The organism is Sphingomonas mucosissima (genome assembly GCF_002197665.1).
Taxonomy (GTDB): domain Bacteria; phylum Pseudomonadota; class Alphaproteobacteria; order Sphingomonadales; family Sphingomonadaceae; genus Sphingomonas; species Sphingomonas mucosissima.
In genome coordinates, this window is record NZ_NBBJ01000003.1 from 129,227 (window position 1) to 152,595 (window position 23,369).

General features: G+C 67.0%; 21 protein-coding genes. 7 read left to right on the forward strand and 14 right to left on the reverse strand.

The features are described 5' to 3' along the window. Positions 1–10: 10 nt before the first annotated feature. The 4 genes from rpsO to SPMU_RS10420 all read right to left on the reverse strand — a co-directional run bounded on the left by rpsO (position 11) and on the right by SPMU_RS10420 (position 3,014). Positions 11–280, reverse strand: a complete 270-nt coding sequence (rpsO, locus tag SPMU_RS10405; protein ID WP_088333822.1) for a 30S ribosomal protein S15 — start codon at positions 278–280, stop codon at positions 11–13. Positions 281–299: 19 nt separating this feature from the next. Beyond that, a complete protein-coding gene (gene truB / locus SPMU_RS10410) occupies positions 300–1,199 on the reverse strand; it encodes a tRNA pseudouridine(55) synthase TruB (RefSeq protein WP_088333823.1) in 900 nt (299 codons plus the stop codon). Between the two features lie 10 nt (positions 1,200–1,209). Continuing rightward, complete coding sequence (locus tag SPMU_RS10415) at positions 1,210–1,896, reverse strand: site-2 protease family protein (protein ID WP_088333824.1); 687 nt, start codon at positions 1,894–1,896, stop codon at positions 1,210–1,212. A gap of 527 nt (positions 1,897–2,423) precedes the next feature. Further along, positions 2,424–3,014: a thymidine kinase gene (locus tag SPMU_RS10420; RefSeq protein ID WP_088333825.1), complete on the reverse strand. Its 591-nt coding sequence runs from the start codon at positions 3,012–3,014 to the stop codon at positions 2,424–2,426. Positions 3,015–3,120: 106 nt separating this feature from the next. Here SPMU_RS10420 and SPMU_RS10425 point away from each other — a divergent pair, with 106 nt between their 5' ends. Together SPMU_RS10425 and SPMU_RS10430 are read left to right on the forward strand one after the other, a co-directional pair. After that, positions 3,121–3,558, forward strand: coding sequence for a hypothetical protein (locus SPMU_RS10425; RefSeq protein WP_088333826.1), 438 nt, complete (start codon positions 3,121–3,123; stop codon positions 3,556–3,558). A gap of 74 nt (positions 3,559–3,632) precedes the next feature. Next, positions 3,633–4,097: a DUF4126 family protein gene (locus tag SPMU_RS10430; protein ID WP_088333827.1), complete on the forward strand. Its 465-nt coding sequence runs from the start codon at positions 3,633–3,635 to the stop codon at positions 4,095–4,097. Between the two features lie 119 nt (positions 4,098–4,216). On the opposite strand, the gene rbfA is transcribed toward SPMU_RS10430, so the two are convergent. From rbfA to SPMU_RS10445, 3 genes are all read right to left on the reverse strand, one after another. Further along, on the reverse strand, positions 4,217–4,609 hold the full coding sequence (gene rbfA, locus SPMU_RS10435) for a 30S ribosome-binding factor RbfA (protein ID WP_088334106.1): 393 nt from the start codon (positions 4,607–4,609) through the stop codon (positions 4,217–4,219). A gap of 331 nt (positions 4,610–4,940) precedes the next feature. Continuing rightward, positions 4,941–7,808 (reverse strand): translation initiation factor IF-2, encoded by a 2,868-nt coding sequence (gene infB, locus SPMU_RS10440; protein WP_088333828.1) that lies wholly within the window; start codon positions 7,806–7,808, stop codon positions 4,941–4,943. Further along, positions 7,805–8,551 (reverse strand): DUF448 domain-containing protein, encoded by a 747-nt coding sequence (locus tag SPMU_RS10445; protein WP_088333829.1) that lies wholly within the window; start codon positions 8,549–8,551, stop codon positions 7,805–7,807. Before SPMU_RS10445 ends, infB begins: the two co-directional genes overlap by 4 nt. 167 nt (positions 8,552–8,718) lie before the next feature. Here SPMU_RS10445 and SPMU_RS10450 point away from each other — a divergent pair, with 167 nt between their 5' ends. Next, entirely contained in the window at positions 8,719–9,024 is a 306-nt protein-coding gene (locus SPMU_RS10450; RefSeq protein ID WP_088334107.1) for a GIY-YIG nuclease family protein, read from the forward strand. Positions 9,025–9,205: 181 nt separating this feature from the next. On the opposite strand, the gene SPMU_RS10455 is transcribed toward SPMU_RS10450, so the two are convergent. Genes SPMU_RS10455 through rimP form a run of 3 tightly spaced genes read right to left on the reverse strand, consistent with a single transcriptional unit; the run spans position 9,206 to position 11,609 of the window. Beyond that, entirely contained in the window at positions 9,206–9,445 is a 240-nt protein-coding gene (locus SPMU_RS10455) for a tautomerase family protein (protein ID WP_088333830.1), read from the reverse strand. Further along, positions 9,445–11,058, reverse strand: coding sequence for a transcription termination factor NusA (gene nusA / locus SPMU_RS10460; RefSeq protein WP_088333831.1), 1,614 nt, complete (start codon positions 11,056–11,058; stop codon positions 9,445–9,447). The genes SPMU_RS10455 and nusA overlap by 1 nt, the downstream gene beginning before the upstream one ends. Further along, positions 11,058–11,609, reverse strand: a complete 552-nt coding sequence (rimP, locus tag SPMU_RS10465) for a ribosome maturation protein RimP (protein WP_088333832.1) — start codon at positions 11,607–11,609, stop codon at positions 11,058–11,060. The genes nusA and rimP overlap by 1 nt, the downstream gene beginning before the upstream one ends. A gap of 261 nt (positions 11,610–11,870) precedes the next feature. Between rimP and SPMU_RS16685 the strand changes: the two genes are divergently transcribed. After that, positions 11,871–12,014 carry a lmo0937 family membrane protein gene (locus tag SPMU_RS16685; RefSeq protein WP_140418448.1) on the forward strand — a complete coding sequence of 48 codons (144 nt, stop codon included), beginning with the start codon at positions 11,871–11,873 and terminating at the stop codon, positions 12,012–12,014. A gap of 28 nt (positions 12,015–12,042) precedes the next feature. Here the strand turns inward: SPMU_RS16685 and SPMU_RS10470 are convergent, their stop codons facing one another. The 4 genes from SPMU_RS10470 to SPMU_RS10485 form a co-directional block, all read right to left on the reverse strand. Next, the gene (locus SPMU_RS10470) at positions 12,043–12,441 is read right to left on the reverse strand and encodes an SRPBCC family protein (protein WP_088333833.1); all 399 of its coding nucleotides are present in this window, start codon (positions 12,439–12,441) and stop codon (positions 12,043–12,045) included. A 13-nt stretch (positions 12,442–12,454) separates the two neighbouring features. Further along, the gene (locus tag SPMU_RS10475) at positions 12,455–13,774 is read right to left on the reverse strand and encodes a dihydrolipoamide acetyltransferase family protein (RefSeq protein ID WP_088333834.1); all 1,320 of its coding nucleotides are present in this window, start codon (positions 13,772–13,774) and stop codon (positions 12,455–12,457) included. Positions 13,775–13,878: 104 nt separating this feature from the next. Beyond that, positions 13,879–14,883 (reverse strand): alpha-ketoacid dehydrogenase subunit beta, encoded by a 1,005-nt coding sequence (locus tag SPMU_RS10480; RefSeq protein ID WP_088334108.1) that lies wholly within the window; start codon positions 14,881–14,883, stop codon positions 13,879–13,881. A 217-nt stretch (positions 14,884–15,100) separates the two neighbouring features. Further along, complete coding sequence (locus SPMU_RS10485; RefSeq protein ID WP_211275765.1) at positions 15,101–16,384, reverse strand: 3-methyl-2-oxobutanoate dehydrogenase (2-methylpropanoyl-transferring) subunit alpha; 1,284 nt, start codon at positions 16,382–16,384, stop codon at positions 15,101–15,103. Positions 16,385–16,650: 266 nt separating this feature from the next. On the opposite strand from SPMU_RS10485, the gene SPMU_RS10490 reads away from it, so the two are divergent. Genes SPMU_RS10490 through SPMU_RS10500 form a run of 3 tightly spaced genes read left to right on the forward strand, consistent with a single transcriptional unit; the run spans position 16,651 to position 23,137 of the window. Then, a complete protein-coding gene (locus tag SPMU_RS10490; RefSeq protein ID WP_211275766.1) occupies positions 16,651–17,403 on the forward strand; it encodes an ImuA family protein in 753 nt (250 codons plus the stop codon). Further along, positions 17,315–19,747: a Y-family DNA polymerase gene (locus SPMU_RS17240; RefSeq protein WP_245833082.1), complete on the forward strand. Its 2,433-nt coding sequence runs from the start codon at positions 17,315–17,317 to the stop codon at positions 19,745–19,747. The genes SPMU_RS10490 and SPMU_RS17240 overlap by 89 nt, the downstream gene beginning before the upstream one ends. A gap of 15 nt (positions 19,748–19,762) precedes the next feature. Beyond that, entirely contained in the window at positions 19,763–23,137 is a 3,375-nt protein-coding gene (locus SPMU_RS10500) for an error-prone DNA polymerase (protein WP_088333837.1), read from the forward strand. The last annotated feature ends 232 nt before the right edge of the window (positions 23,138–23,369 follow it).

Consider the following 23,369-nt stretch of genomic DNA (forward strand, 5'->3'; position numbering starts at 1 on the left):
CTTCCCGTGATTACTTGCGAAGACCGAGCTTCGCGATGAGGGCGAGGTAGCGATCCCCGTCCTTCTTGCGGAGATAGTCGAGAAGCGAGCGACGCTTGTTGACCATCATCAGCAGGCCGCGACGCGAATGGTTGTCCTTGGCGTGGCCCTTGAAGTGCTCGGTCAGGTTGCGGATCCGCTCGGTCAGGATCGCGACCTGGACTTCCGGCGAACCGGTGTCGCCTTCGGCGCGGGCGTGATCCTTGATGACTTCCTGGCGGCGTTCTGCGGTGATCGTCACGTGTTTTCCTTCGACATCGTCATAAGTTGAAGCCGCGGACGACACGACCCTCGCGGGCCTGGACCTCGATCAGCGCCACCGGCACATCGTGCAGGCAGGCGAAATACTGGCCATCGTCGGCAACAATCCCGGCCAGAACGCGCCCCTGGCGGAGCGCCCCTGCCTGGTCGGGCGTGAGGGATAGAGCCGGGATGTCGTCCAGCCCCGCCCTCAACGGCAGGAGTAAGTGTTCAAGGGTGCGCGCCATAGCGGCTTCGCCCAAATTGTCCAGCGATATCGCGTGGTGAAGGCCGAACGGACCTGCCTTCGTCCTCCTGAGATAGGTGACATGGCCGACGGTTCCAAGGGCGGCGGCGATGTCGCGGGCGAGCGAGCGGATATAGGTACCCTTGGAGACATGGGCGGTGAGCGCGATGTCCGCGACCGCATCCTCTCCCGCGCCCGCCTCATCCGCCATTGTGAGCGAAAACACCGTCACGTTGCGGGTCTTGAGCACCACCTCTTCGCCCGCGCGCGCCAGATCATAGGCACGCTGCCCGTCCACCTTCAGCGCGGAGAAGGCGGGGGGCATCTGCTCGATCGGCCCGGTGAAATCCGCCAGCACCGCCGCCACGTCGGCGCGCGTCGGGCGCACCTCGCTGGTCGCGATCACCTTGCCCTCTGCATCCAGCGTATCGGTCTGCTCGCCGAAGCGAACCGTGAAATCATACACCTTGTCGCTGTCGAGCATCCGCCCGGCGAGCTTCGTCGCCTCGCCGAGCGCGATCGGCAGCACGCCCGACGCCAGCGGATCGAGCGTGCCGCCATGACCCACCTTCGCCTTGCCATACCCGCCCTGGCGCAGCGCCCGCTTCACCGCGCTCACGCCCTGCGTCGATCCAAGCCCGAGCGGCTTGTCGAGGATCAACCATCCATGCATTGCGTGGTCCTCAGGCAAACAGCTGCGCAAAGGCGAGATACTGGCGGATCAGCCAGTTCGCGGGCGGGCCGACGACCTTCGCGACGATGCTGGCGCTCGGCCAGATCATCGGCACCACCACCAGCAGCACGATGATCAGCGGGAAACCGAAGCGCGCCAGCTTCGCCCATTGCGCCGCCAGCGGGCGCGGCAGCACCCCTTCGACCACATGCCCGCCATCGAACGGCGGCAGCGGGAGGAGGTTGAAGACGGCCAGGAAGATGTTGATCAGCAGGAAGTTGACGAGGTTCGCCAGCACGAAGCCGGCCACACCCTCCGGCGGCGCCTCTATCTGACCGAACGTGACGCCGATCGCCACTGCTGCCACTGCCGCCAGCGCGAAGTTCATCCCCGGCCCGGCCAGCGCCACCGCCACCATGCCCCAGCGCGGATTGCGCAGCCGCCGGTGATCGACCGGCACCGGCTTCGCCCAGCCGAACACCGGCGCCTTGGCGAGCGCGAGGCCCAGCGGCAGGATGACGGTGCCGACCGGATCGACATGCCGCAGCGGGTTGAACGACAGCCGGTTGAGCTGCGCCGCGGTCGGATCGCCCAGCGCACGCGCCATCAGGCCGTGCGCCACCTCGTGAAACACGATCGCGATGATCAGCGGGATGATCCACACCGCCGCGGCGTAGATGGGATTGTCGGGTGTCATGATGCTCGCGAGATAGGGGGGCGGAGGGAGGAGCGCCAGCGGCCGTGATTGGCACGCCTCATCCGTTGGCCGCCCCGAGCTTGTAGAACGACGTGCCCCACACGACGGCAATGCTTGCCAGGTGCTTCAACCGGCTCAGCACATACGAGGAGTGCGGTGCCGACCTCCAAGCCACCCACCACCGTCATGCAGGACTTGTCCCGGCATCCAGCGTGCCGCGCCCTTTCACGCCGCTGAGTGCGCGAGCCAGTGGACCCCGGCACAAGGCCGGGATGACGAGGTGCGTGCAACCCTACCCCTGTTCGTCCCGAGGCACTCGAGGGACACGCGTGCGGCAACGGCGGACGGGATGCACCTTCCCCACCCGTCATCCCGGACTTGGTCCGGGATCCATCCCACCGCCCACGCTGTCGCACGCTGCTATAAGTGCATCCTGTGCGGCATCATGGTGTCCGGAACAACGAAGCGCATGGCAAGACGCCACGCCCGACCCTTAACCCCCGCGCAGCCGACCGCTGGCTCCGCGATCAGGCCGCCCCACCTCCCGAAAGCGCTGCCGCGAAATGCCGCCGGCAGAGCGCAACGTAGCGATCGTTGCCGCCGATCTCCGTCTGCGCGCCGGCCGCCACTGGCCGCCCATCGGCATCGACGCGCAGGTTCATCGTCGCCTTGCGCCCACATTCGCACACCGACTTTATCTCGATCAGCGCGTCCGCCAGCGCCAGCAGCCGCGCTGATCCATCGAACAAAGCGCCCTGGAAATCGGTGCGCAAGCCATAGGCCAGCACCGGGATCCCGTCCTCGTCCGCCAACCGCGCCAGCTGATCGACCTGCGCGGCGGTGAGGAACTGCGCCTCGTCCACCAGCACGCACGCCACCGTCTCCTCGACGTGGCGATCGAGCACGCAGGCGGCGATGTTGGTGCTGGCGTCGAACATCGTCGCGGCCGCGGAAAGGCCGATGCGCGAGGTGATCGTGCCCGCGGCAAAGCGATCGTCGATCGCGGCGGTGAACAGCATCGTCGTCATGCCGCGCTCGCGGTAATTGAAATCGGCCTGCAACAGGTTGGTCGATTTCCCCGCGTTCATGCTGGCATAATAGAAATAAAGCTTGGCCATCCGCTCTTATCGGCGAACTGCGAAGCCTGCGCCAGCGCCGGATGGCCCCTTGACGGCTCCCTGCCCTCTCCGTTTACCATAAACGAGACCTTGGGGGACATCACTGATGCGAATTGCGTTTCTGGCGGCCACGGCTGCCATGCTTGCGGCGCCCGCCGCTACGGCCGAACCGCTGGCCCTCTCCCTCACTTGCCCCGGCAATGGCGACGGGCGCGAGATGGTGCGCAACATCGGCAAGAAAGAAAAGAACGATCCCACTTATGTGTCGCGGCGCATCCCCGTCGCAGGAACGGCGCAGGTAAAGATCAATGGCGCCGAAGGACAGATCCTGTTGCCGCGCGCCTATGTCATCGATGGCGACTGGCGCAACATCCGCAAGATGATGGTCACTGACACCGCCATCGAGGGCCGGGTGCAGATCGCGCTGATCACCAGCGCCGCGCTCAGCATCGATCGCACATCGGGCACGCTGACTCTCACCAGCGATAGCGGCACGTTCGTGGCGCGGTGCACCGCTGCCGACGTGGCGAACCGGGCGTTCTGACGGGCAGCCTCGCCCAGCACAGGGATACGAAGCGTCGGCCGACCATTGTTCGCGTGAACTTCGGGAGACTAACGATGCTGCGTTCCTATCTGATCGGACTGGCGGCCGGGCAGCGCGGCATCGTGCCGCTGGCGGCGCTGGCGGCGGCCGGCCGACGCGGTGCGCTGCCCGACGACATGCCGCTCGCGAGATTGTTCGGGAACCCGCTGATCGCCTGGGGCGCCGTAGCCCTGAGCGCAGCGGAAATGGCGGGCGACAAGCAAAAGACCGCGCCCGATCGGATTGTGCCGATCGGCCTCGCGGTGCGCAGCGTCACCTCGGCCTATGCCGGCGCCGCGCTCGCGTCCAAGGGGCAGCGGGTCACCGGCGCCGCCGTCGCGCTGGGCACCGCGCTTGCAACGTCATGGGTCGGCTGGAAGCTGCGTTGTGCGTCGATGGAGCGCTACGGGCAGACGGCGACAGGCTTCGTCGAGGACGCAATGGTGCTGGCAACCGGCCTCGCGGCCGTCGACCCGCGCCTCACAGAGCGCACTGCCTAAGGAGCCCGGCGCACCGCCTGACCAGCAACCGTCGTGCCGGCATCAACGGTGCCGCGTGCCGCCACATCGGCATGACACGCAATAGTGGAGCCGGCACGCAAGCCGGCACCACATGGCGATTACGCCTCGCCGTCGCCCAGATCGCGCGCCACCGTCGGCGAGCGCAGCAATTGATCAATATGGCTGCCCTCGTCGAAGCTCTCGTCACCCAGGAACTTGAGCTTGGCGGCATATTTCATCTTCACCCGCCGCGCGACCTCGCGCTGGAGGAAAGCGGTGTTGGTGCGCAGCGCCTTCAGCACCTTTTCCTCGTCCTTGCCCAGCAGCGGCTTCACGAAGACGGTGGCGTGGCGCAGGTCCGGCGACATACGCACTTCGGTGATGCTCACCAGGTGCGTCGTCAGCACGTCATCATGCACGTCGCCGCGTTGCAGGATCTCGGACAGAATATGGCGCACCTGTTCGCCAACGCGCAGGGTGCGGACGGATTTTTCGGGTGCGTCGCCAGTCATCTTGAACCAATATCCGCGGTGAAGTATATCGAACAGGTCACGATTGTTGATGGGCTGATGCAATCAGCTTCCTGAGCCCGAGCGCTGGAACGCTCGGGCTCAAATCGTTTTTGGAGCCCGGCGCTGGAACACCGGGCCCCTCACTGGCCTTAGCGGCGACCCAGCTCGATAAGCTTGATCACCAATCCGACGAACGCGACGACAAGCATCGCGACGCCGATAACCAGAGTCACAATTGTTTCAGTTGCTATGCAAATCACCTCCCATCAGGCCGCGAGATGCGACCTGATGGGTAGCGTAGCGCATCATTCGAGCGCCCGGTAGCGCAGCCTTACAGCGTACGTTCGCGCAGCTCGACCTCGAACGTTTCGAGGAAGTCGCCGGCACGGATGTCGGTGAAGTTCTGCGTGAACGTCACACCGCATTCGAGACCCGCGCGAACCTCGGGAACGTCGTCCTTGAAGCGCCGCAGCGAGGCGATTTCGCCCTGGTAGATAATGACGTCGTTGCGCGTGATGCGCGCCTTGAGCGCCTTGCGAATGACACCCTCGACCACCAGCAGACCAGCGGCCTTGCCGTGCTTGCCGGCCGAGAAGACGTCGCGGATTTCCGCACGGCCGACCACCGTCTCGAACGCTTCCGGACCAAGCTCGCCCGCCATACCGGCGCGGATCTCGTCGATCAGGTCATAGATGACGTCGTAATATTTGAACGCCACCCGATGACGATCGGCGATCTCGCGTGCCTTGGCATTCGGACGCACGTGGAAGCCGATGATCGGCGCGCCCGAAGCCGCTGCCGCATTCACGTCGCTTTCCGTGATGCCGCCCACGCCCGAGTGCAGGATGCGTGCGCGGATATCGTCGGTCGAGATCTTGTTGATCGCGGCGACGATCGCCTCAACGGTGCCCTGCGTATCGGCCTTGACCACCAGCGGATATTCGATCGCCTTGTTCGCCGCCAATGCGGAGAACATGCTCTCGAGGCTCGCCGGCGCCGAGGTCGTGCGCTTCTGCGTCAGCACGCCCTGGCGATATTCCGCCACTTCGCGGGCGCGCGCTTCGCTCTCGACCACCTGCAGCTGGTCACCAGCCGACGGCGTGCCCGAAATGCCGAGCACCTCGACCGGCATCGACGGCCCGGCTTCCTTGAGCTGGCGTCCCTTGTCGTCGACCAGCGCGCGCACCTTGCCGCTTTCCGCGCCGACAACGAACACGTCGCCGACCTTCAGCGTGCCGCGCGTGACGAGCACCGTCGCAACCGGGCCACGGCCCTTGTCCAGCTTCGCCTCGATCACCGTGCCTTCGGCATCGCGATCGGGGTTCGCCTTCAGGTCCATCAGCTCGGCCTGCAGCTGGATCTTCTCGATCAGCTCCTCAAGGCCGGTCTTCTTCAGCGCGGAGACTTCGACGTCCTGCGTCTCGCCGCCCATCGCCTCGACCTGGATGTCATGCTCCAGCAAGCGCTCGCGCACCTTCTGGGCATTGGCATCGTGCTTGTCGATCTTGTTGATCGCCACGATCATCGGCTTGCCAGCGGCCTTGGTGTGATTGATCGCCTCGATCGTCTGCGGCATCAGCCCGTCGTCCGCGGCAACCACCAGCACCACGATGTCGGTGACATCGGCGCCGCGCGCACGCATGGCGGTGAACGCCTCGTGGCCCGGCGTGTCAAGGAAGGTGATCTTCGACTTGTCCTTCAGCGTCACCTGATAGGCGCCGATATGCTGCGTGATGCCACCGGCCTCGCCGCGCACCACGTCGGTGCCGCGCAGCGCGTCGAGCAGGCTGGTCTTGCCGTGATCGACGTGGCCCATGATCGTCACCACCGGCGGACGGGGGCGCAGATCGGCATCGGCATCGGGCGCGGTGTCGAGCACCAGATCGATGTCGCTGTCGCTGACGCGCACCACATTGTGGCCGAATTCGGTGACGAGCAGCTCTGCGGTATCCTGGTCGATCGTCTGCGTCATGGTGACGGGCGAGCCCATCTTGAACAGCGCCTTCACGAGGTCAGCGCCGCGCTCCGCCATGCGGTTCGCCAGCTCCTGAACGGTGATCGCTTCCGGCACCTGCACGTCGCGGACCTGCTTGGCCTGCGGCTCGCGCGGGCCGGTCCAGCCACGCTTTTCCTTTTCGCGCGCACGCTTCAGCGCGGCGAGCGAGCGGGCACGGGCACCGTCCTCGTTCAGCGCGCGCGTCACGGTCAGCTTGCCGCCGCGACGCTCGTCGCCCTTGCGATCGCGCTGCTGCGGACGCGCCGGTGCGGCGGCGTTGCGCGGCGTGGCCTGGCCAGACGGCAGGCTGCGCTGCTGCGGCGAGCCGGAGGAGGCAGCCGCTGTGGGCGCCGGTGCTGCGGCAGGAGCGGGCTTCGGCTCCGGCTTGGGCTGCGGCTTGGGAATCTCCGGCCGGGCAACCGGCGAGAAGCGGCGCGGCGCCGGCAGCGACGGGTCGCGCGCCAGCTCAACGGCCGGGCGCACCGGCGGCACAGCGCGCGGCGCCGGCGTGGGAGCGGGCGGCGGCGGGGCAGCAACTGGAGCAGCAGGCTCAGCGGCTGCCGGCGCAGGCTCGGCCGCGGCAGGCGCTGCTGCCGCCGGTGCCTCGGGCGCGGGCTCCGGCGCAGGCGCAGGCGCCGACACAACCGGACGGAACATGATCGGCGCGCCGGTGCGCACCGTCAGCGGCTCTTCAACCGGTGTCGGATCCGCAACCGGGGCGGCGGGCGCTGCCACGGGCTCGGGCGCCGGGGCGGGTTCGGGGGCGACGGGCTCGGCAGCCGCAGCCACCGCGCGCTCCTCGGCACGGCGCTTCTCGTCCTCGGCGGCACGGGCGCGCTCGGCCTCCTCGCGGCGACGCAGATCCTCCAGCGCCTGCATGCGCTGTTCCTCGGCTTCGCGGGCCAGGCGGGCGACGCGCTCCTGCGGCGTCTCGTTCGACGGCGCGCGCGCGGGCGCCGGCGGCGGCGCCTGGTGCTGCACCGGTGCGGCTGGTGCGGGCGCCTCGGCGGCCGCCGGTGCGGCAGCCTGCTCGGGCGCGTCGCCAGGCTTGCGGAACGTGCGCGCCTTCTTTGTTTCCACGATCACCGTATTGGAGCGGCCGTGGCTGAAGCTCTGCTTCACCTTGCCGGTCTCGACCGTGCGCCTGACACCCAATGGTGCGCGCATGCCAAGTTTCGGCTTATCGTTGTCGGTCTCGCTCACTCAAATTCCTCGTGTGTCGTCACGGCCGGTTCGTGCCCGGAAAGATCGGGCGCCGATGCGCCTTGCGCGGCCGTTGCGCAAGGTGCGGCAATCAGGTCGTCCATCAAAGCTTGGCCTTGAGGGGCTCCTACAGGGTCGGGGCCGATAAAGCGCCGCCAGCGGTCGAGTGCTTCGCCCAACCTGCCGGCCGCCATGCGGTCGGTGACGCCGATATGTACCACGTTTTCGCGGCCCAGCGCCATCGACAATATGGGGCGTGGTATTGGCAGAACCAAGCCCCCCAGATCAGAACCTTCACGGTCGGATCCGACACGCCACGCCTGGGCCAGCTTGCGCCGCCCATCTTCGGCCGCATCGGCCGCATGATAGAGCGCGTGCAGCTTGCCCGAGCGCGCCGCGTCCGCGATCCGGTCCGATCCGGTGAGCAGCATTCCGCTGCGCGATTCCAGCCCCAGCCGGTCAAGCGCATGGCGCTCCAGCGCGGACGCGATCAGCTGCGGCAGATCGTCGGGGATGGTGAAATCCCCGGTCTTGAAGGCCCGCGCCAGCCCGCCGCGCAGCTTGCCCTTGGCCTGCGCCTTGGCCAGCTCGGCCGCATCAACGCCGATCCACGCCCCGCGCCCAGGCGCCTTGGCGCGCACATCGGGCAGCACACGCCCGTCAGGCGCCAGCACAAGTCGCACAAGGCCGTCCCGCGGCGCTTCTTCGCGCGAAAGGATGCAGGTGCGGGTCGGATCGCTCATGCGCGCGCCTCCAGTTCACCGTCACATCGGCGGCCAGTCTCCACGTCACCCCGGCCTTGCGCCGGGGTCCAACGCTCCGCACAAACTGCCGCATGGGGGACAGGCAGCCGTGCCTCTTCGTCATGCCGGCCTTGTGCCGGCATCCAGCCAGCGGCAGTCTCAACAGCATGAGGGAGCGCCAACCGTGCGTCTACATCCTGGCGAGCGGTAGGTACGGCACCTTGTATGTCGGCGTGACCTCGAACCTCGCCAGCCGGCTGATGCAGCATCGTGACGGCACCGTCGCCGGCTTCACGAGCCGTTACGGCGTTCTTCGACTCGTCTGGTATGATGTTGCTGACACAATGGAGTCCGCGATCACCGTCGAGAAACGCATCAAAAAGTGGCCCCGCGACTACAAGTTCAACCTGATCGAACGCGAGAACCCCTTCTGGGAAGATCTGGCGACCAGCCTCGGCCTGCCGCCGCTCTAGGCCGCCCCCCGTCATGCCGGCCAGGTGCCGGCATCCCGGTATCCGCATCTTCAGCGGCCGGTGAGTCCGCGGACGGCTGGATGCCGGCACAAGGCCGGCATGACGACGGAGACGTGACTCACCAACCCCTGACACACAGTCGGAGCGACCAACGTCAAGCTGCCTGGGCGAACCTAGCGAATCATTGCGAGGAACCCGCATGCGCGTCTCCCTCGCTTGCCGGCACCTTCGGTGCGTCCCGATCAACGATCAGCACGCCGCCGGCGCCGTAATTCTCTGTTGAAACCTCTTCGATCACGATTTGCACCGCGGCCGGGTTCTTGCCCAGCCGCGTGACGAGCGAGGCCGTGACATCGGCCACGATCCCCGCCTTCTGCTCCTTGGTCGCGGAGCCCGCCATCCTGATCGATACGAACGGCATCAGGCTTCCGATTCCTCCTCGGCAGCGGCAGGTGCCGCTTCCTCGTCGGCGAACCAATGCGCGCGCGCCGCCATGATGATCTCGTTGCCCTGCTCCTCGGTCAGGCCATATTGGCCCAGCACGCCACCCTTGTGCTCGGGGCGCTTGGGCGCGTCCTCGTTGCGGCGGCGCGGCTCGGCACGCTTCTTCTCGATCAGTTCGTCCGTGGCGAGGTCCGCGATGTCGTCCAGCGTCTTGAGACCGGCCTTGCCCAGCGTCACCAGCATCTCTTCCGTCAGGTGCGGCAGCTCGGCCACCGCATCCTCGACGCCCAGCGCCTGGCGCGCTTCGCGATTGGCCTGTTCGCGGCGCTCGATCGCCTCGGCGGCGCGGCTCTGCAGTTCCTGCGCGAGATCCTCGTCGAAGCCTTCGATCGCGGCGAGTTCGTCGAGCTCGACATAGGCCACTTCCTCCAGCTCGGTGAAGCCTTCGGCGACCAGCAGCTGCGCGAGCGTCTCGTCGACGTCGAGCTCGTTCTGGAACGTCTCGGTGCGGGTGACGAATTCCTGCTGACGCTTCTCCGACGAGTCGGTCTCCGTCATGATGTCGATCGCCTTGGCGGTCAGCTGCGAGGCAAGACGCACGTTCTGCCCGCGGCGGCCGATAGCAAGCGACAGCATGTCGTCCGGCACGACGACTTCGATCCGCTCCTCTTCCTCGTCGATGATCACGCGGCTGACGTTGGCCGGCTGCAGCGCGTTGACGACGAAGGTCGCGATATCCGGCGACCAGGGAATGATGTCGATCTTCTCGCCCTGCATCTCCTGCACGACGGCCTGCACGCGGCTGCCCTTCATGCCGACGCACGCGCCAACGGGGTCGATCGAGGAATCGTGCGAAATAACGCCGATCTTCGCGCGGCTGCCCGGGTCGCGGGCGGCGGCCTTGATCTCGATGATGCCGTCGTAAATCTCGGGCACTTCCTGCGCGAACAGCTTCTTCATGAAGTCGGGGTGCGCACGGGAAAGGAAGATCTGCGGCCCGCGGTTCTCGCGCACCACCTTGAGGATCAGGCTGCGGATACGGTCGTTCACGCGCACCACTTCGCGCGGGATCTGCGCGTCGCGGCGGATCACGCCCTCGGCACGGCCGAGGTCGACGACGATGTGGCCGAATTCGACGCGCTTGACGACGCCGGTGATGATCTCACCCGCGCGGTCCTTGAACTCCTCATACTGGCGCTCGCGCTCGGCATCGCGGACCTTCTGGAAGATCGTCTGCTTGGCGGCCTGCGCCTGGATGCGGCCGAATTCGATCGGCGGCAGCGGATCGACCAGGAAGTCGCCAACGCTGGCGCCCGCCTGAAGCTTCTGCGCGCCCTTCACGTCGACCTGCTTGTAGATGTCGTCGACCTGCTCGACAACTTCCACCACACGCCACAGGCGAAGGTCGCCGTTGTTCGGGTCCAGCTTCGCGCGGATGTCCATTTCCTGGCCATAGCGCGTGCGCGCCGCACGCTGGATCGCGTCTTCCATCGCCTCGATGACGATCGCCTTGTCGATCATCTTCTCGCTGGCGACGCTGTTGGCGATCGCGATCAGTTCCGCGCGGTTCGCGGTGACGCCGGTAGCCATTACTCGGTTTCCTCTGCTTCGATTTCTTCTTCTTCCGCACCCTCGACCGAGAGCGGGACGGTTGCAGCGATCAATTTGTCGGTCAGCACCAGCTTGGCGTCGACGATGCGTCCAAAGGGCACATTGGCGACCGTGCCGGTGCGGTTGCGGATGGCGATTTCCTCGCCTTCCACGCCGGCGATCTCGCCACGGAACTGCTTCTGCCCGTCGAGCGGCGCGTCCAGCGTCAGCTTCGCCTCATGCCCGGTCCAGTCGGTGTAGTCGGAGAGGCGCGTCAGCGGACGGTCGATCCCGGGGCTCGACACCTCGAGTCGGTACGCGCCCTCGATCGGGTCACGCCCCTCTTCCTCCAGCTTGTCGAGCACGTCCGAAATGCGGCGCGACAGGTCGGCGCAATCGTCGATCGTCAGCTGCCGCGTATCCGGCCGCTCGGCCATCACCTGCAGCGTGCGCTCGTCACCCTTGCCGAACAGCGCGACACGCACGAGGTCGAAGCCGAGCGCCTCGGCCTCGGTATCGATCAACTGGGTCAGCGCGGTAATATCCGCCATCGGGGCTCCACATACACACAGGTTTTTGCCGCCGCGGAGCCCTGCCCCGCGACCCCTTGCATCTGGCGATGTAAGAGAAAGCACGGTTGATATAGAACGAAGCCCGGCGAGACACAATCCCCGCCGCGGCGCCCGCGGATCGAAAGCAGCCGCCCCACCGCCAAGGCGCGCGTCGCAGCCAAAATCCCGTAAAGATTGTCACGCGTCGGAACGGCGCGTCCCCGGTCTCGTTCTCTTCACGTAACAGAAAGGGACAAGACGATGTTGTGGACGATTGCAGTTATCCTGGTGATTCTCTGGTTGCTGGGGTTCAGCCTCAACGTCGCGGGCGGCCTGATCCACATCCTGCTGGTGATCGCGCTGATCGTCGGGCTGGTGCAGCTGTTCACCGGCCGCCGGGTCTAGCAGGAGCGTAGCCGGCGCGGCTGCTCGGTCAGCCGCGCTCGGCCAGCGCCTTCAGCGTCGCCAGGTCCTTGCGGACCCAGCGGCGATCGCGCGCAAACATCTCGTCATCCATGTCCGGCTGGCGAAACAGCGTCAGCTGCACCTCCGCGCCTTCGCCGTTGGCGATGATGCGCAGCGGCACGTGCACCGGCGCGCCGCCGTCCGGGATCACGCGATGATCCATCACGCCAAGATCGTTATGGCCTGTGAAAAAGACGCGGATTGCGCCATCCGGCCCCTCGCCTACCCACGAGTCGCCATCCGGCCGAAGCGCCATGTCGCTCAGCCCCGAGGCCCAGCGCGGGAAGGCCTCCGGGCGCCAGAACGCCTCGTAGACTTCCCGCCACGGCCGCGCGATCGTGACCGACAGGACGATCGCCGGAAGCATCACCCCCCCCACATCAATCAGCGAACAGCAGCACAGGCGTCTCCAGCAGCTTCTTCACCGCCTGGACGTAGCTTGCCGCATCCCAGCCATCGACCACGCGGTGGTCGCAGCTGATCGACAGATTCATCAGCTTCGCGCGCACGATGTCGTCGCCCCGGAAAACGGGCCGCTCGACGATCTTGTTCGGCCCGATGATCGCCACTTCGGGCCGGTTGATCACCGGCGTCGTTGCGATCCCGCCGAGCGGCCCCAGCGAGGTGACGGTGATCGTGCCGCCGCCCAGCTCCTCCGGCTTCAGCTTCTGCGTCCGCGCGGCTTCCGCCAGCCGCCCGATCTCGGCCGCGAGCTGCCAGACATTCTTGTCCTGCGCGTCGCGGATCACCGGCACGGTCAGGCCAGCGTCGGTCTGCGCCGCCATGCCCAGATGCACCCGGCCCGACCGCGTCACCACGCCCGCCTCATCGTCATAGCGCGCGTTGAGCATCGGGAAGTCAGGAAGCGTGCGGCAGATCGCGACGATCAGGAACGGCAGCATGGTCAGCTTCGGCCGCCCGCCGCGGTTCTCGTTCAAATCGCCGCGCATCTCTTCCAGCGCCGTCACGTCGATCTCGTCGACATAGGTGAAATGCGGGATGTTGCGCTTCGATGCGGCCATGTTCTCGGCAATACGGCGACGCATCCCGATCACCTTCACCTGCTCGTCCGGCCGCGCCCGGCTTGCATGCGGCGCGTGATAGCCCTGCCCACCGGCATAGCGCAGATACGCATCGAGGTCGGCGTGGCGGATACGATCGCCCTCCGACACCTTCACCTGCGAAAGGTCGACCCCCAGGTCCTTCGCCCGCGCGCGCACCGCAGGGGAGGCAAGGACGGGAGCCGCGGCCGAAGCGCCCTCATCGGCAGCCGGGGTAGCGGCCGGGGCAGGCGCGGGTGCAACCGGCGCAGGTGCGGGCGCGGCAGGCGCCGGCGCTTCCACCACCTCCTCGACACCCGGATTCTCCGCCTCGAACGCCTCGACCTCGTCCGCGCCGCCCAGCTTCTGCGCGACATCCGCGGCCGCGCCGACTTGCGGCTCCGCCGCAGCCTCGTCGCCGTCGGTCTCGATCACCACCAGCATCGCGCCGATCGCGATCTGGTCGCCAACCTCACCCGCCAGCTCGACCACGGTGCCGGAAACCGGCGATTCCATTTCCACCGTCGCCTTGTCGGTCATCATGTCGGCGATATTCTGGTCTTCCTCGACCCGGTCGCCGACCTGGACGTGCCAGCCGACGATCTCCGCCTCGGCAATGCCTTCGCCGATGTCCGGCAGCTTGAAGGTAAAACGCGCCATAGCCTGATCCAAATCCGTTCGTGTCGAGCGAAGTCGAGACACCGTCTCGAGAAACCCCGCCCCTCGACTTCGCTCGGGACGGACGGGGCGGGCGGGACTGGGTGTCAGTCCTTCATGATCTTCTTCAGCGCCATGCTGATCCGCACGGGGCCGGGGAAATAGGCCCATTCCAGGCTGTGCGGATAGGGCGTGTCAAAGCCGGTCACGCGCTCCACCGGCGCCTCCAGGTGATAGAAGCACCGCTCCTGCACCAATGCCGAAAGCTCCGCGCCAAAGCCGCCGGTGCGCGTCGCCTCATGCACGATCAGGCAGCGCCCGGTCTTCTTCACGCTCTCCTCGATGGTCTCGATGTCGAGCGGCACCAGGCTGCGCAGATCGATGATCTCGGCGTCGATGCCAGTATCCTCGACCACTTGCGCGCACACATGCACCATCGTGCCATAAGCGAGCATCGTCACCGCCTGGCCCTCACGCACCACCGCGGCCTTGCCGAGCGGGATCTTGTAATAGCCGGTCGGCACCTCGCCGCCGGGATGCTTCGACCAGTTCGCCGCCGGGCGATCCCAATGGCCGTTGAACGGGCCGTTGTAGATGCGCTTGGGCTCGAAGAAGATCGTCGGATCATTGTCCTCGATCGCCGAGATGAGCAGCCCCTTGGCGTCGTACGGCGTCGACGGGATCACCGTCTTCAGGCCCGAGACATGGGTGAAGATGCCCTCGGGGCTTTGCGAGTGCGTCTGCCCGCCAAAGATGCCGCCGCCAAAGGGCGAGCGCACGGTGATCGGCGCGGTGAACTCCCCGCCCGAGCGATAGCGCAGCCGCGCCGCTTCGCTGACGAGCTGGTCGAGCGCGGGATAGATGTAATCGGCGAACTGGATCTCGGGCACCGGACGCAGGCCATAGGCGCCCATGCCGATCGACACGCCGATGATCCCGATCTCGGTGATCGGCGTGTCAAACACGCGCGTCTTGCCGTATTTCGCCTGCAGGCCGGCCGTGGCGCGGAACACGCCGCCGAAATAGCCCACGTCCTCGCCCATCACCACGACGCCAGCGTCGCGTTCCATCATCACGTCCATGGCGGAATTGATCGCCTGGATCATGTTCATGCGCGCGGTGGTGTCGGTGGTGGTCTCCGCCTCGGCCGGCATCACCGTTGCATCGTCTGTTCCGGTCACGTCGCTCACCAAACCCACTCCGTCATCCCCGCGAAGGCGGGAATCCATTGCCGCTTAGGCTGCGGCTCCATCGATGCGTTGCGTATCTGGATCCCCCCGGAGGGAATAGCGATGCTGGCAAAACCGCTTCGGCTTCGGTCCACACGCATCACTTCCGATCCCACGGCCGGCCGCTCTCGGTTTCCTCCGCCACCATCTGCGCCTGCTGCTCGCGCAAATGCCACGGCATCTCCTCGAACACCCCGTCGAACAGGGTATCGAGCGGCTGGTGCAGGCCATGGCCCAGAATGCCGTTCTTCTCGGCTTCCTTTTGCGCGGCCTTCACCTCGTCGGCGACTTCCTTGTCCATCGCCGCCTGCCGCTCCTCGTCCCATTCGCCGATGGTGATGAGGTGGTCCTTCAGCCGGCGGATCGGATCACCCAGCGGCCACGCCGTCGGCTCGCCCGCGCTGCGATATTGCGACGGATCGTCCGACGTGGAGTGCCCTTCGGCACGATAGGTGAAATGCTCGATCAGCGTCGGCCCGGCATTGGTCCGCGCACGCTCCGCCGCCCATTGCGTGGCGGCATAGACGGCCAGCGCGTCATTGCCGTCGACGCGAAGGCCCGCGATGCCATAGCCCACGGCGCGCGCGGCAAAGGTCGTCGCCTCGGCGCCGGCAAAGCCCGAGAAGCTCGAAATCGCCCACTGATTGTTCACGACGTTGAAGATCACCGGCGCGCGATAAACGGTGGCAAAGGTCAAGGCGGAGTGGAAGTCGCCTTCCGCCGTCGATCCCTCGCCGCACCAGGTGGCGGCGATGCGCGTGTCGCCCTTCGATGCCGATGCCATCGCCCAGCCTACGGCCTGCGGATATTGCGTCGTCAGGTTGCCCGAGATCGAGAAGAAGCTGAAGCGCTTTTCCGAATACATGATCGGCAGCTGCTTGCCCTGCAGCTTGTCGCCCCGGTTCGAATAGATCTGGTTCATCATGTCGACCAGCGGGCAACCGCGCGCGATCAGCAGGCCCTGCTGGCGATATGACGGGAAGCACATGTCGTCGGCGTCCAGCGCATAGGCCTGCGGCACGGCCACCGCCTCCTCGCCCAGCGACTTCATGTAGAAGCTCGTCTTGCCCTGCCGCTGCGCGCGGAACATGCGCTCGTCGAATGCGCGCACCATTGCCATGTGGCGCAGCATGCGGCGCAGCGTGTCGGGCGACAGCTTGGGATCCCACGGGCCGACCGCGCGATTGTCCTCATCGAGCACGCGCACCATGGTATAAACAAGGTCGGTGAAACCGCGCGCGTCATCGGCCGTGTCGGGTCGGCGCGCTGCGCCGGCGGCGGGGATTTCAACGTCCGCGAAATCGACGGTGTCGCCGGGGCGGAACTTGGGCTCGGGCACATGCAGCGCGAGCGGGGGCAAATTGCTGCGGGCGGCGTCCGCCATGATCTCTCCGGTTTACAAACGCGTCAGCAAAACGCTGGGACGCGTCTTCCCCACCTTGTTATAAAATTTCAAGCGGCCGCGCTAGTGATGGTTGCACATGAGACGATCTGGGGGTGCTGGCCGGCGCGGTCTTGAACGCGGCCGATTGTCGCCGCCAGTGATCTGTTCACCTCCGGAGAGCGGCCAACGCTCATTGCGAGTCGGCCAGTTGACTCCATCGTTAATCGGAACAAAAAGGGAACGACTGTTTTAATCGAGTCGTGCCTGTGTCCTCTCCTGCCATCATTGCCGAGCTTCGCGAAACGCTCCGCGCCATTGAAGGCGATGGCTATCGGCGGCGTGAAACCCTGCCGTTCGGCATTGCGCAAGTCGATTCGCGGCTGGCCGATGGCGGGCTGCGGCTGGACGGGCTGCATGAGGTGGCGGCCGGCGGCGCGGACATGAGCAACGACGCTGCCGCCACCCTCTTCATGGCCGGGATCGCCGCCCGCGCCTGGGGCCCGATCCTATGGGTCGTGCGTCGGCGCGATCTGTTCGCCCCCGGCCTCTACCAGGCGGGCCTCTCCCCCGAACGCGTCCTGTATGCCGAGGCGCGCGACGATGCCGAACTACTCGCGCTGATGGAAGAAGGGCTGCGCCATCGCGGCCTTGGCGCCGTGATCGGCGAGGTGAAACGCGCCGGCATGGCCGCCACCCGCCGCTTGCAACTCGCCGCCGAAGGGGGCCGCACGATCGCGCTCCTGATGCGCCGCCATGCCCGCGAGGGCGCCGATCCGCTGGGCGCGCCCTCGGCGGCGCTTACCCGCTGGCGCGTTGCTGCGGCACCGTCCGTTCCCTTGCGCAGCGGCGGCATGGGCCGTCCGCGCTGGTCCGTCTCGCTGGTGCGGCAACGCAGCGGCGAACCTTTCGACACCTTGCTGGAGGCCTGCGATGACACGGGTCGTCTCGCTCTACCTGCCGCACTGGGCGATCGATCGCGTGCGCCGGGCAGAGCGTCGCCGCGCACCGCCGCGGCCTGAAGCCGGCACCCCGCTCGATCTCGCGCCGCTCGCCGCGGCGGTGGCCGAGGAGCAGGTGCTGCAATGCGACGCGCCGAAGAACACCGGCTGGCGCCCCGGCGCCCGCTGGGCGCGCTCGGACGCGGCTGCGCCTGCCGATACGTCTCCGCTCAACAAGCCCTCCCTCGACAAGCCCTGGTCGCAATCGACGCGCGCTGACGTGGCGCGCCGGATCGAGGCCATGCCCGCGCACCAGCGCCCGCCGATGCGCGAAATGGGCCGCCGCAGCGAGGCTGCCGACCATCCCTTTCGCGCGATGCCGCCAGATGAAGGCGCGCCCCCCGTGCCCACGACATTACCCGTACGCCCCGATCCGGAGGACGTGCCCAACACCCGCTGGCGCGGCTTCGACGGCCTTGATCCCGATGCCGACGATCGCGCCGCCGCCGCGCTGGCGCGGTGGAACGCCCCCGCGGCAGCGCGTCAGCGGCAGGCGCTCAGCACCGGCATTCCGGCGGTTCGCTACCCCGGCGAAGGGCCGCGTCCGGACAAGCATGCCCGCTGCGGCTCCAACGATGCCGGGGCGCAAGTGCCGGGCGTCGCCGCCTTTTTCGACACCGGTCGCACGCTTGGCGGCATGGTGGCACGGGTATGCGAACCAGCCACCCCCGCCTCCGTCCGCCCTGAGCCTGCCGAGGGACGTGTCCCGAGAACAGCGCTCGCGTCACGCACTTCGACACGCTCGGCGCGAACGGAACAAGGAAGCATTCCCTCCCCGTTCGTATCTAGCGAAGTCGGACCACAGGGCGCACGCTCTGCACGTCGCCACCCATCCCTCACCTGTGCTCATGACGAAGAGATGGCGAAGGCCCCGCCTCTCATCACCGTCCACAAGGTCGGCAGCCGCATCGAGATCGCCGCCGCTTCGCCCGAAGCACGGGCGCTGGGCCTCACGCCTGGCATGGCGCTGACTCAGGCGCGCGCCGCCGTCCCCGATTGCGACGTGCGTGATGCTGATGCAGCGGGCGATCTCGCTGACCTGCAACGCCTCGCCACCGCGCTCGCCCGGCGCTGGTGCCCGGTGGTCGCGCTGTCCGGCAATGACGGCCTGTTCCTCGAGATCAGCGGCACCGCGCACCTCCACGGCGGCGAAGCAGCGATGGCACACCGCCTCCTCCGCCTGCTCGCCCGGCTCGGCATCACGGCGCAGCTGGCGATCGCCGACACCACCGGCGCCGCCTGGGCATTTGCGCGCCAGGCCGCGCCCGCCGCGATCATCCCGCCCGGCGCGCATGGCGCCGCACTCCAGCCCTTGTCAGTCGCCGCGTTGCGCCTCGACGAGGCCGCACGCGAATTGCTCGCCCGGCTTGGCGTCGATACGATTGGCGAACTCATGGCGATGCCCCGCGCGCCGCTCGTCCGCCGCTTCGGCAAGGTAATCGCGCAGCGCCTCGACCAGGCGACCGGCGCCCTGCCCGAACCGCTCGATCCGATCATCCCGATGCAGCCGATCGCCGTCACCCGCCGCTTCGCCGAGCCGATCGCCACCGCCGATGCGATCGGGCATTGGCTCGCCGGCCTCGTCGACGATCTGGCGGATGCGCTGGCCAAGGCAGGGGTCGGCGCCCGCGCGCTCGCCTTTGTCGCCGCGCGTGTCGATTCCACCGATCAGGTGATCCGGATCGGCCTTGCCCGCGCCAGCCGCGAGCCTTCGCATCTGCTGCGCCTCATCACTCGCCGGATTGAGGAGATCGACGTCGGCTATGGCCTCGACGCGCTGACGCTGCATCTCGTCCGCGCCGATCCGCTCGGCCCCGAGACGCTGGGCGCCGCGCTTGCGGAACAGCAGGCGCCCGATCTCGCGCCGCTGGTCGATACGCTCGCCAATCGCATCGGGCCTGCGCGATTGTGGCGCCAGCAGCCGATCGAAAGCGACGTCCCCGAACGCTCGGTCGCCCCCCTGCCCCCGCTCGATCCTCCCGCGACGGCGGCCGCGCGCCTGAAACGCGATGACGTGCGCCAACTCGATACCCGCGCACCCGACCATCCCTGGCACCCGCGCTGGCCGCGCCCCACCCGGCTGCTGCGCCGCCCCGAACCGATCGACCACGTCATAGCCGAGATGCCGGACCATGCGCCGAAGCGCTTCAGCTGGCGCGGCCAGCGGCATGTCGTGCTTCACGCCGATGGCCCAGAGCGGATCACCGGCGAATGGTGGCGCCGCCGGGGCGAGCGCGACGCGGTGCGCGATTATTTCCGGGTCGAGGACGAACAGGGCCACCGTTTCTGGCTTTTCCGCCGCGGGGACGGCCTGCGCGCCGAAACGGGCGATCTCAGCTGGTACATCCATGGCACCTTTGCGTGATCCGCACGGTGCCGCGTGACATACAGCGAGCTTCAGGTGACCACGCATTTCTCGTTCCTGCGCGGCGCCTCCTCGTGCGAGGAATTGTTCTCCACCGCCGCGCTGATGGGAATGCCGGCGCTCGGCATCACCGATCGCAACTCGGTCGCCGGCGTGGTCCGCGCGCTCTACGCTACCGAACAGGTGCGCAAGGATCAGGGGCTGGAGATCCGCGCCATCCCCGGCTGCCGGCTCGATCTCGTCACGGGAGAATCTTTGCTCGTCTGGCCGGAGGATCGCGCCGCTTGGAGCCGGCTCACCCGTCTCCTCACGCTCGGCAAATCGCGTGCGGACGCGCAGCGCGGTGAAAAGGGCCAATGCTTCCTTTATTGGGAGGACGTCGCCGCTTACGCCGAGGGTCTGGTCGCCGCACTAGTGCCGGGGCGCAGCGGCACGGCGGCGACTGCGCTTGCCGCCACCGCCGACATCTTCGGCACCCGCGGCCATATATGCCTCACACCGTGGCGCCGACCGGGCGAGCGCCGCCGCTGGCACGAGACTGCGCAGGCTGCCGAGGCGCATGGCCTCACCCCGCTCGCCACCGGCGACGTGCTCTATCACACGCCCGATCGCCGGATGCTGCAGGACGTCGTCACTGCGATTCGCGAGAAATGCACGATCGACGAGCTCGGTTTCCGGCGCGAACGCCACGCTGATCGCCATCTCCAGCCCCCAGAAGAGATGACGCGCCGCTTCGCCGAGCACCCACAGGCGCTCGCAGCAGTCGAGGCGATCGTCCAACGCTGCACCTTCTCGCTGCGCGATCTCGATTACCAATATCCCGATGAGATCATCATGTCCGGCCGCAGCGCGCAGGAGGCGCTGGAACGCCTGTCCCGCAACGCATTGGCCAATCGCTTCGATGGCCCCCCGCCTGAGGCCTATACCAAGCAGCTCGAGCACGAACTCTCGCTCGTCGCGAAGATGGGCTATGCGCCGTACTTCCTCACGGTGAATTCGATCGTCAGCTATGCGCGCTCGATCGACATCCTGTGCCAGGGCCGTGGCAGCGCCGCCAACTCGGTGATCTGCTTCGTGCTGGGCATCACCTCGATCGATCCGATCAAGCACCAATTGCTCTTCGAGCGCTTCGTCTCGGAGGAACGCCGCGAGCCGCCCGATATCGACATCGATTTCGAGCATGAGCGGCGTGAGGAAGTGATCCAGTGGATCTACGAAACTTATGGCCGCGATCATGCCGCGCTGACCGCGGTGGTCAGCCGCTTCCGCACCCGCGGCGCGATCCGCGAAGTGGGCAAGGTGCTCGGCCTGCCTGAGGACATGACATCTGCATTGGCCGGCCAGGTGTGGGGCTGGTCGAACGAAGGCGTGCCCGACAGCCATGTGGAAGCGCTCAATCTCGACGCGGGCGAACCGCGCCTTGCCCTTGCGCTGGAACTCGCGCGCGATCTGATCGGCACGCCGCGGCACCTGTCGCAGCACCCCGGCGGCTTCGTGCTGACGCGCGATCCCCTCCACGATCTCGTGCCGATCGAACCCGCCGCCATGGTCGACCGCCATGTCATCGAATGGGAAAAGGAGGATATCGAACATCTCGGCTTCATGAAGGTCGACATCCTCGGGCTCGGCATGCTCGGCTGCATGCGCCGCGCGTTCGATCTCCTCGCCGAGCACAAAGGTCTGTCGCTGACGATGGCAAGCGATGCGCTGCAGGACGACGACAAGCCGACATTTAAGATGATTCAGCAGGCGGACACACTGGGCGTGTTCCAGATCGAAAGCCGCGCGCAGATGAGCATGCTGCCGCGCATGAGGCCGACCGAATTCTACGATCTCGCCATTCAGGTCGCGATCGTGCGCCCCGGCCCGATCCAGGGCGACATGGTGCATCCATACCTCAAGCGCCGCGCGCTATCCAAGGCGGACCAGGCGAAGATCGAATACCCCAGCCCCAAGCTGAAGCATGTGCTCGAAAAGACACTCGGCGTGCCGCTCTTCCAGGAACAGGCGATGCAGGTCGCGATCCTCGGCGCCGGCTTCACCCCGGGCGAGGCGGACCTGCTGCGCCGCGCGATGGCAACGTTCAAGATGACCGGCGGCGTCGGCGAGTTCCGCGACAAGCTGATCTCCGGCATGCGCGCCAACGGCATCGCACTCGATTTCGCCGAACGATTGGTGAAGCAGATCGAGGGGTTCGGCAGCTATGGCTTTCCCGAAAGCCATGCGGCCAGCTTCGCCAAGATCGCCTATGCCTCATCCTGGATGAAATGCCATCATCCCGACGTATTCTGCGCGGCCTTGCTCAACGCCCAGCCGATGGGCTTTTACGCCCCGGCGCAGATCGTCCGGGACGCTCGCGCGCATGGCGTCGAGATCCTGCCGGTGTGTGTGCTGACGAGCGAGTGGGACACGACGCTGCTTAAGCCACAGCCTTCTTCTCCTTCTTCCCTCCGGGGGCACGGGCATTCAGAAGTCCCAAACACCGGCACCGCCGCTTCGCCCGACACTGCCCCGCTTCCCACCAGCGAGGCGAGGGAGACCCGTCACCCCCTTCGCCTCGGCTTGCGCATCGTGCATGGTCTATCCGCCGCTGACGCCGGCAAGATCCTCGCTGCCCGCGCCCTCCGCCCCTTTACCTCGGTTGAGGACGTGTGGCGCCGCTCGGGCGTGCCGCTCGCTGCGCTGGAGAAACTCGCCAAGGCCGATGCTTTTGCCGGCATGGGGCTCGACCGGCGGCAAGCATTATGGGCGATCCGCGGCCTGGGCGACACGCCGCTCCCGCTGCTCGCCGCAATCGAAACAAAGGAAGATCCGGTCCACCTGCGCGCGCTCACCGCCGGGCGCGAAGTGGTGGAGGATTATCGCGCCACTCAGCTCACGCTGCGCCAGCACCCGCTCACCTTTCTGCGCGATCGCTTGTACCAGCGTCGCTGCGTGCGCTGTGAAGAGCTCAAGACCATCAAGGAAGGCACGCTGGTCGATGTCGCCGGCATCATCCTCGTTCGCCAGCGGCCCGGCAGCGCGAAGGGCGTCCTGTTCATCACCATCGAGGACGAAACCGGCGTCGCCAACGGCATCCTGTGGCCCGACCGTTTCGAGGCGCAGCGCCGCACGGTGATGTCCTCCGCGATGGTCAGCATCCGCGGCCGCGTGCAGAAGGAAGGCATCGTGATCCACGTCGTTGCGGATCTCGTCACGGACCTCACCTGGATGCTGCGCGAGGTGGGCGAGATCGACCTGCCTTCCCTTGTGGCGCGCGGCGACGGCGCGACCCACCCCGGTGCACCCGATCGCGGCGACGCCGGCTGGAAGAACAAAGGGCGCACCGACTATCATTATCGGGACAGGCCGGAAGATGTGATTCCCATCCGCAGCCACGACTTCCATTGATCTTGCTGAAACACTCGGCTTAGGTTTCGCGTGAGCCGGCGCTGACCGGCAGCATGGAGAGGAAACACCGCATGGCCACCGCCGCCCTTAGCAAAGAGCCCCAGATCGGCCTGACCCCGCACGTCCCTTCACCAAGCGACAAGGCCGCTTTCGATGCCGCCATCGTCGATCCCGACAGCTATGCGCATGAGGAACGCTACCACGCGATCTTCAAATACCTGCGCGCGGAAGC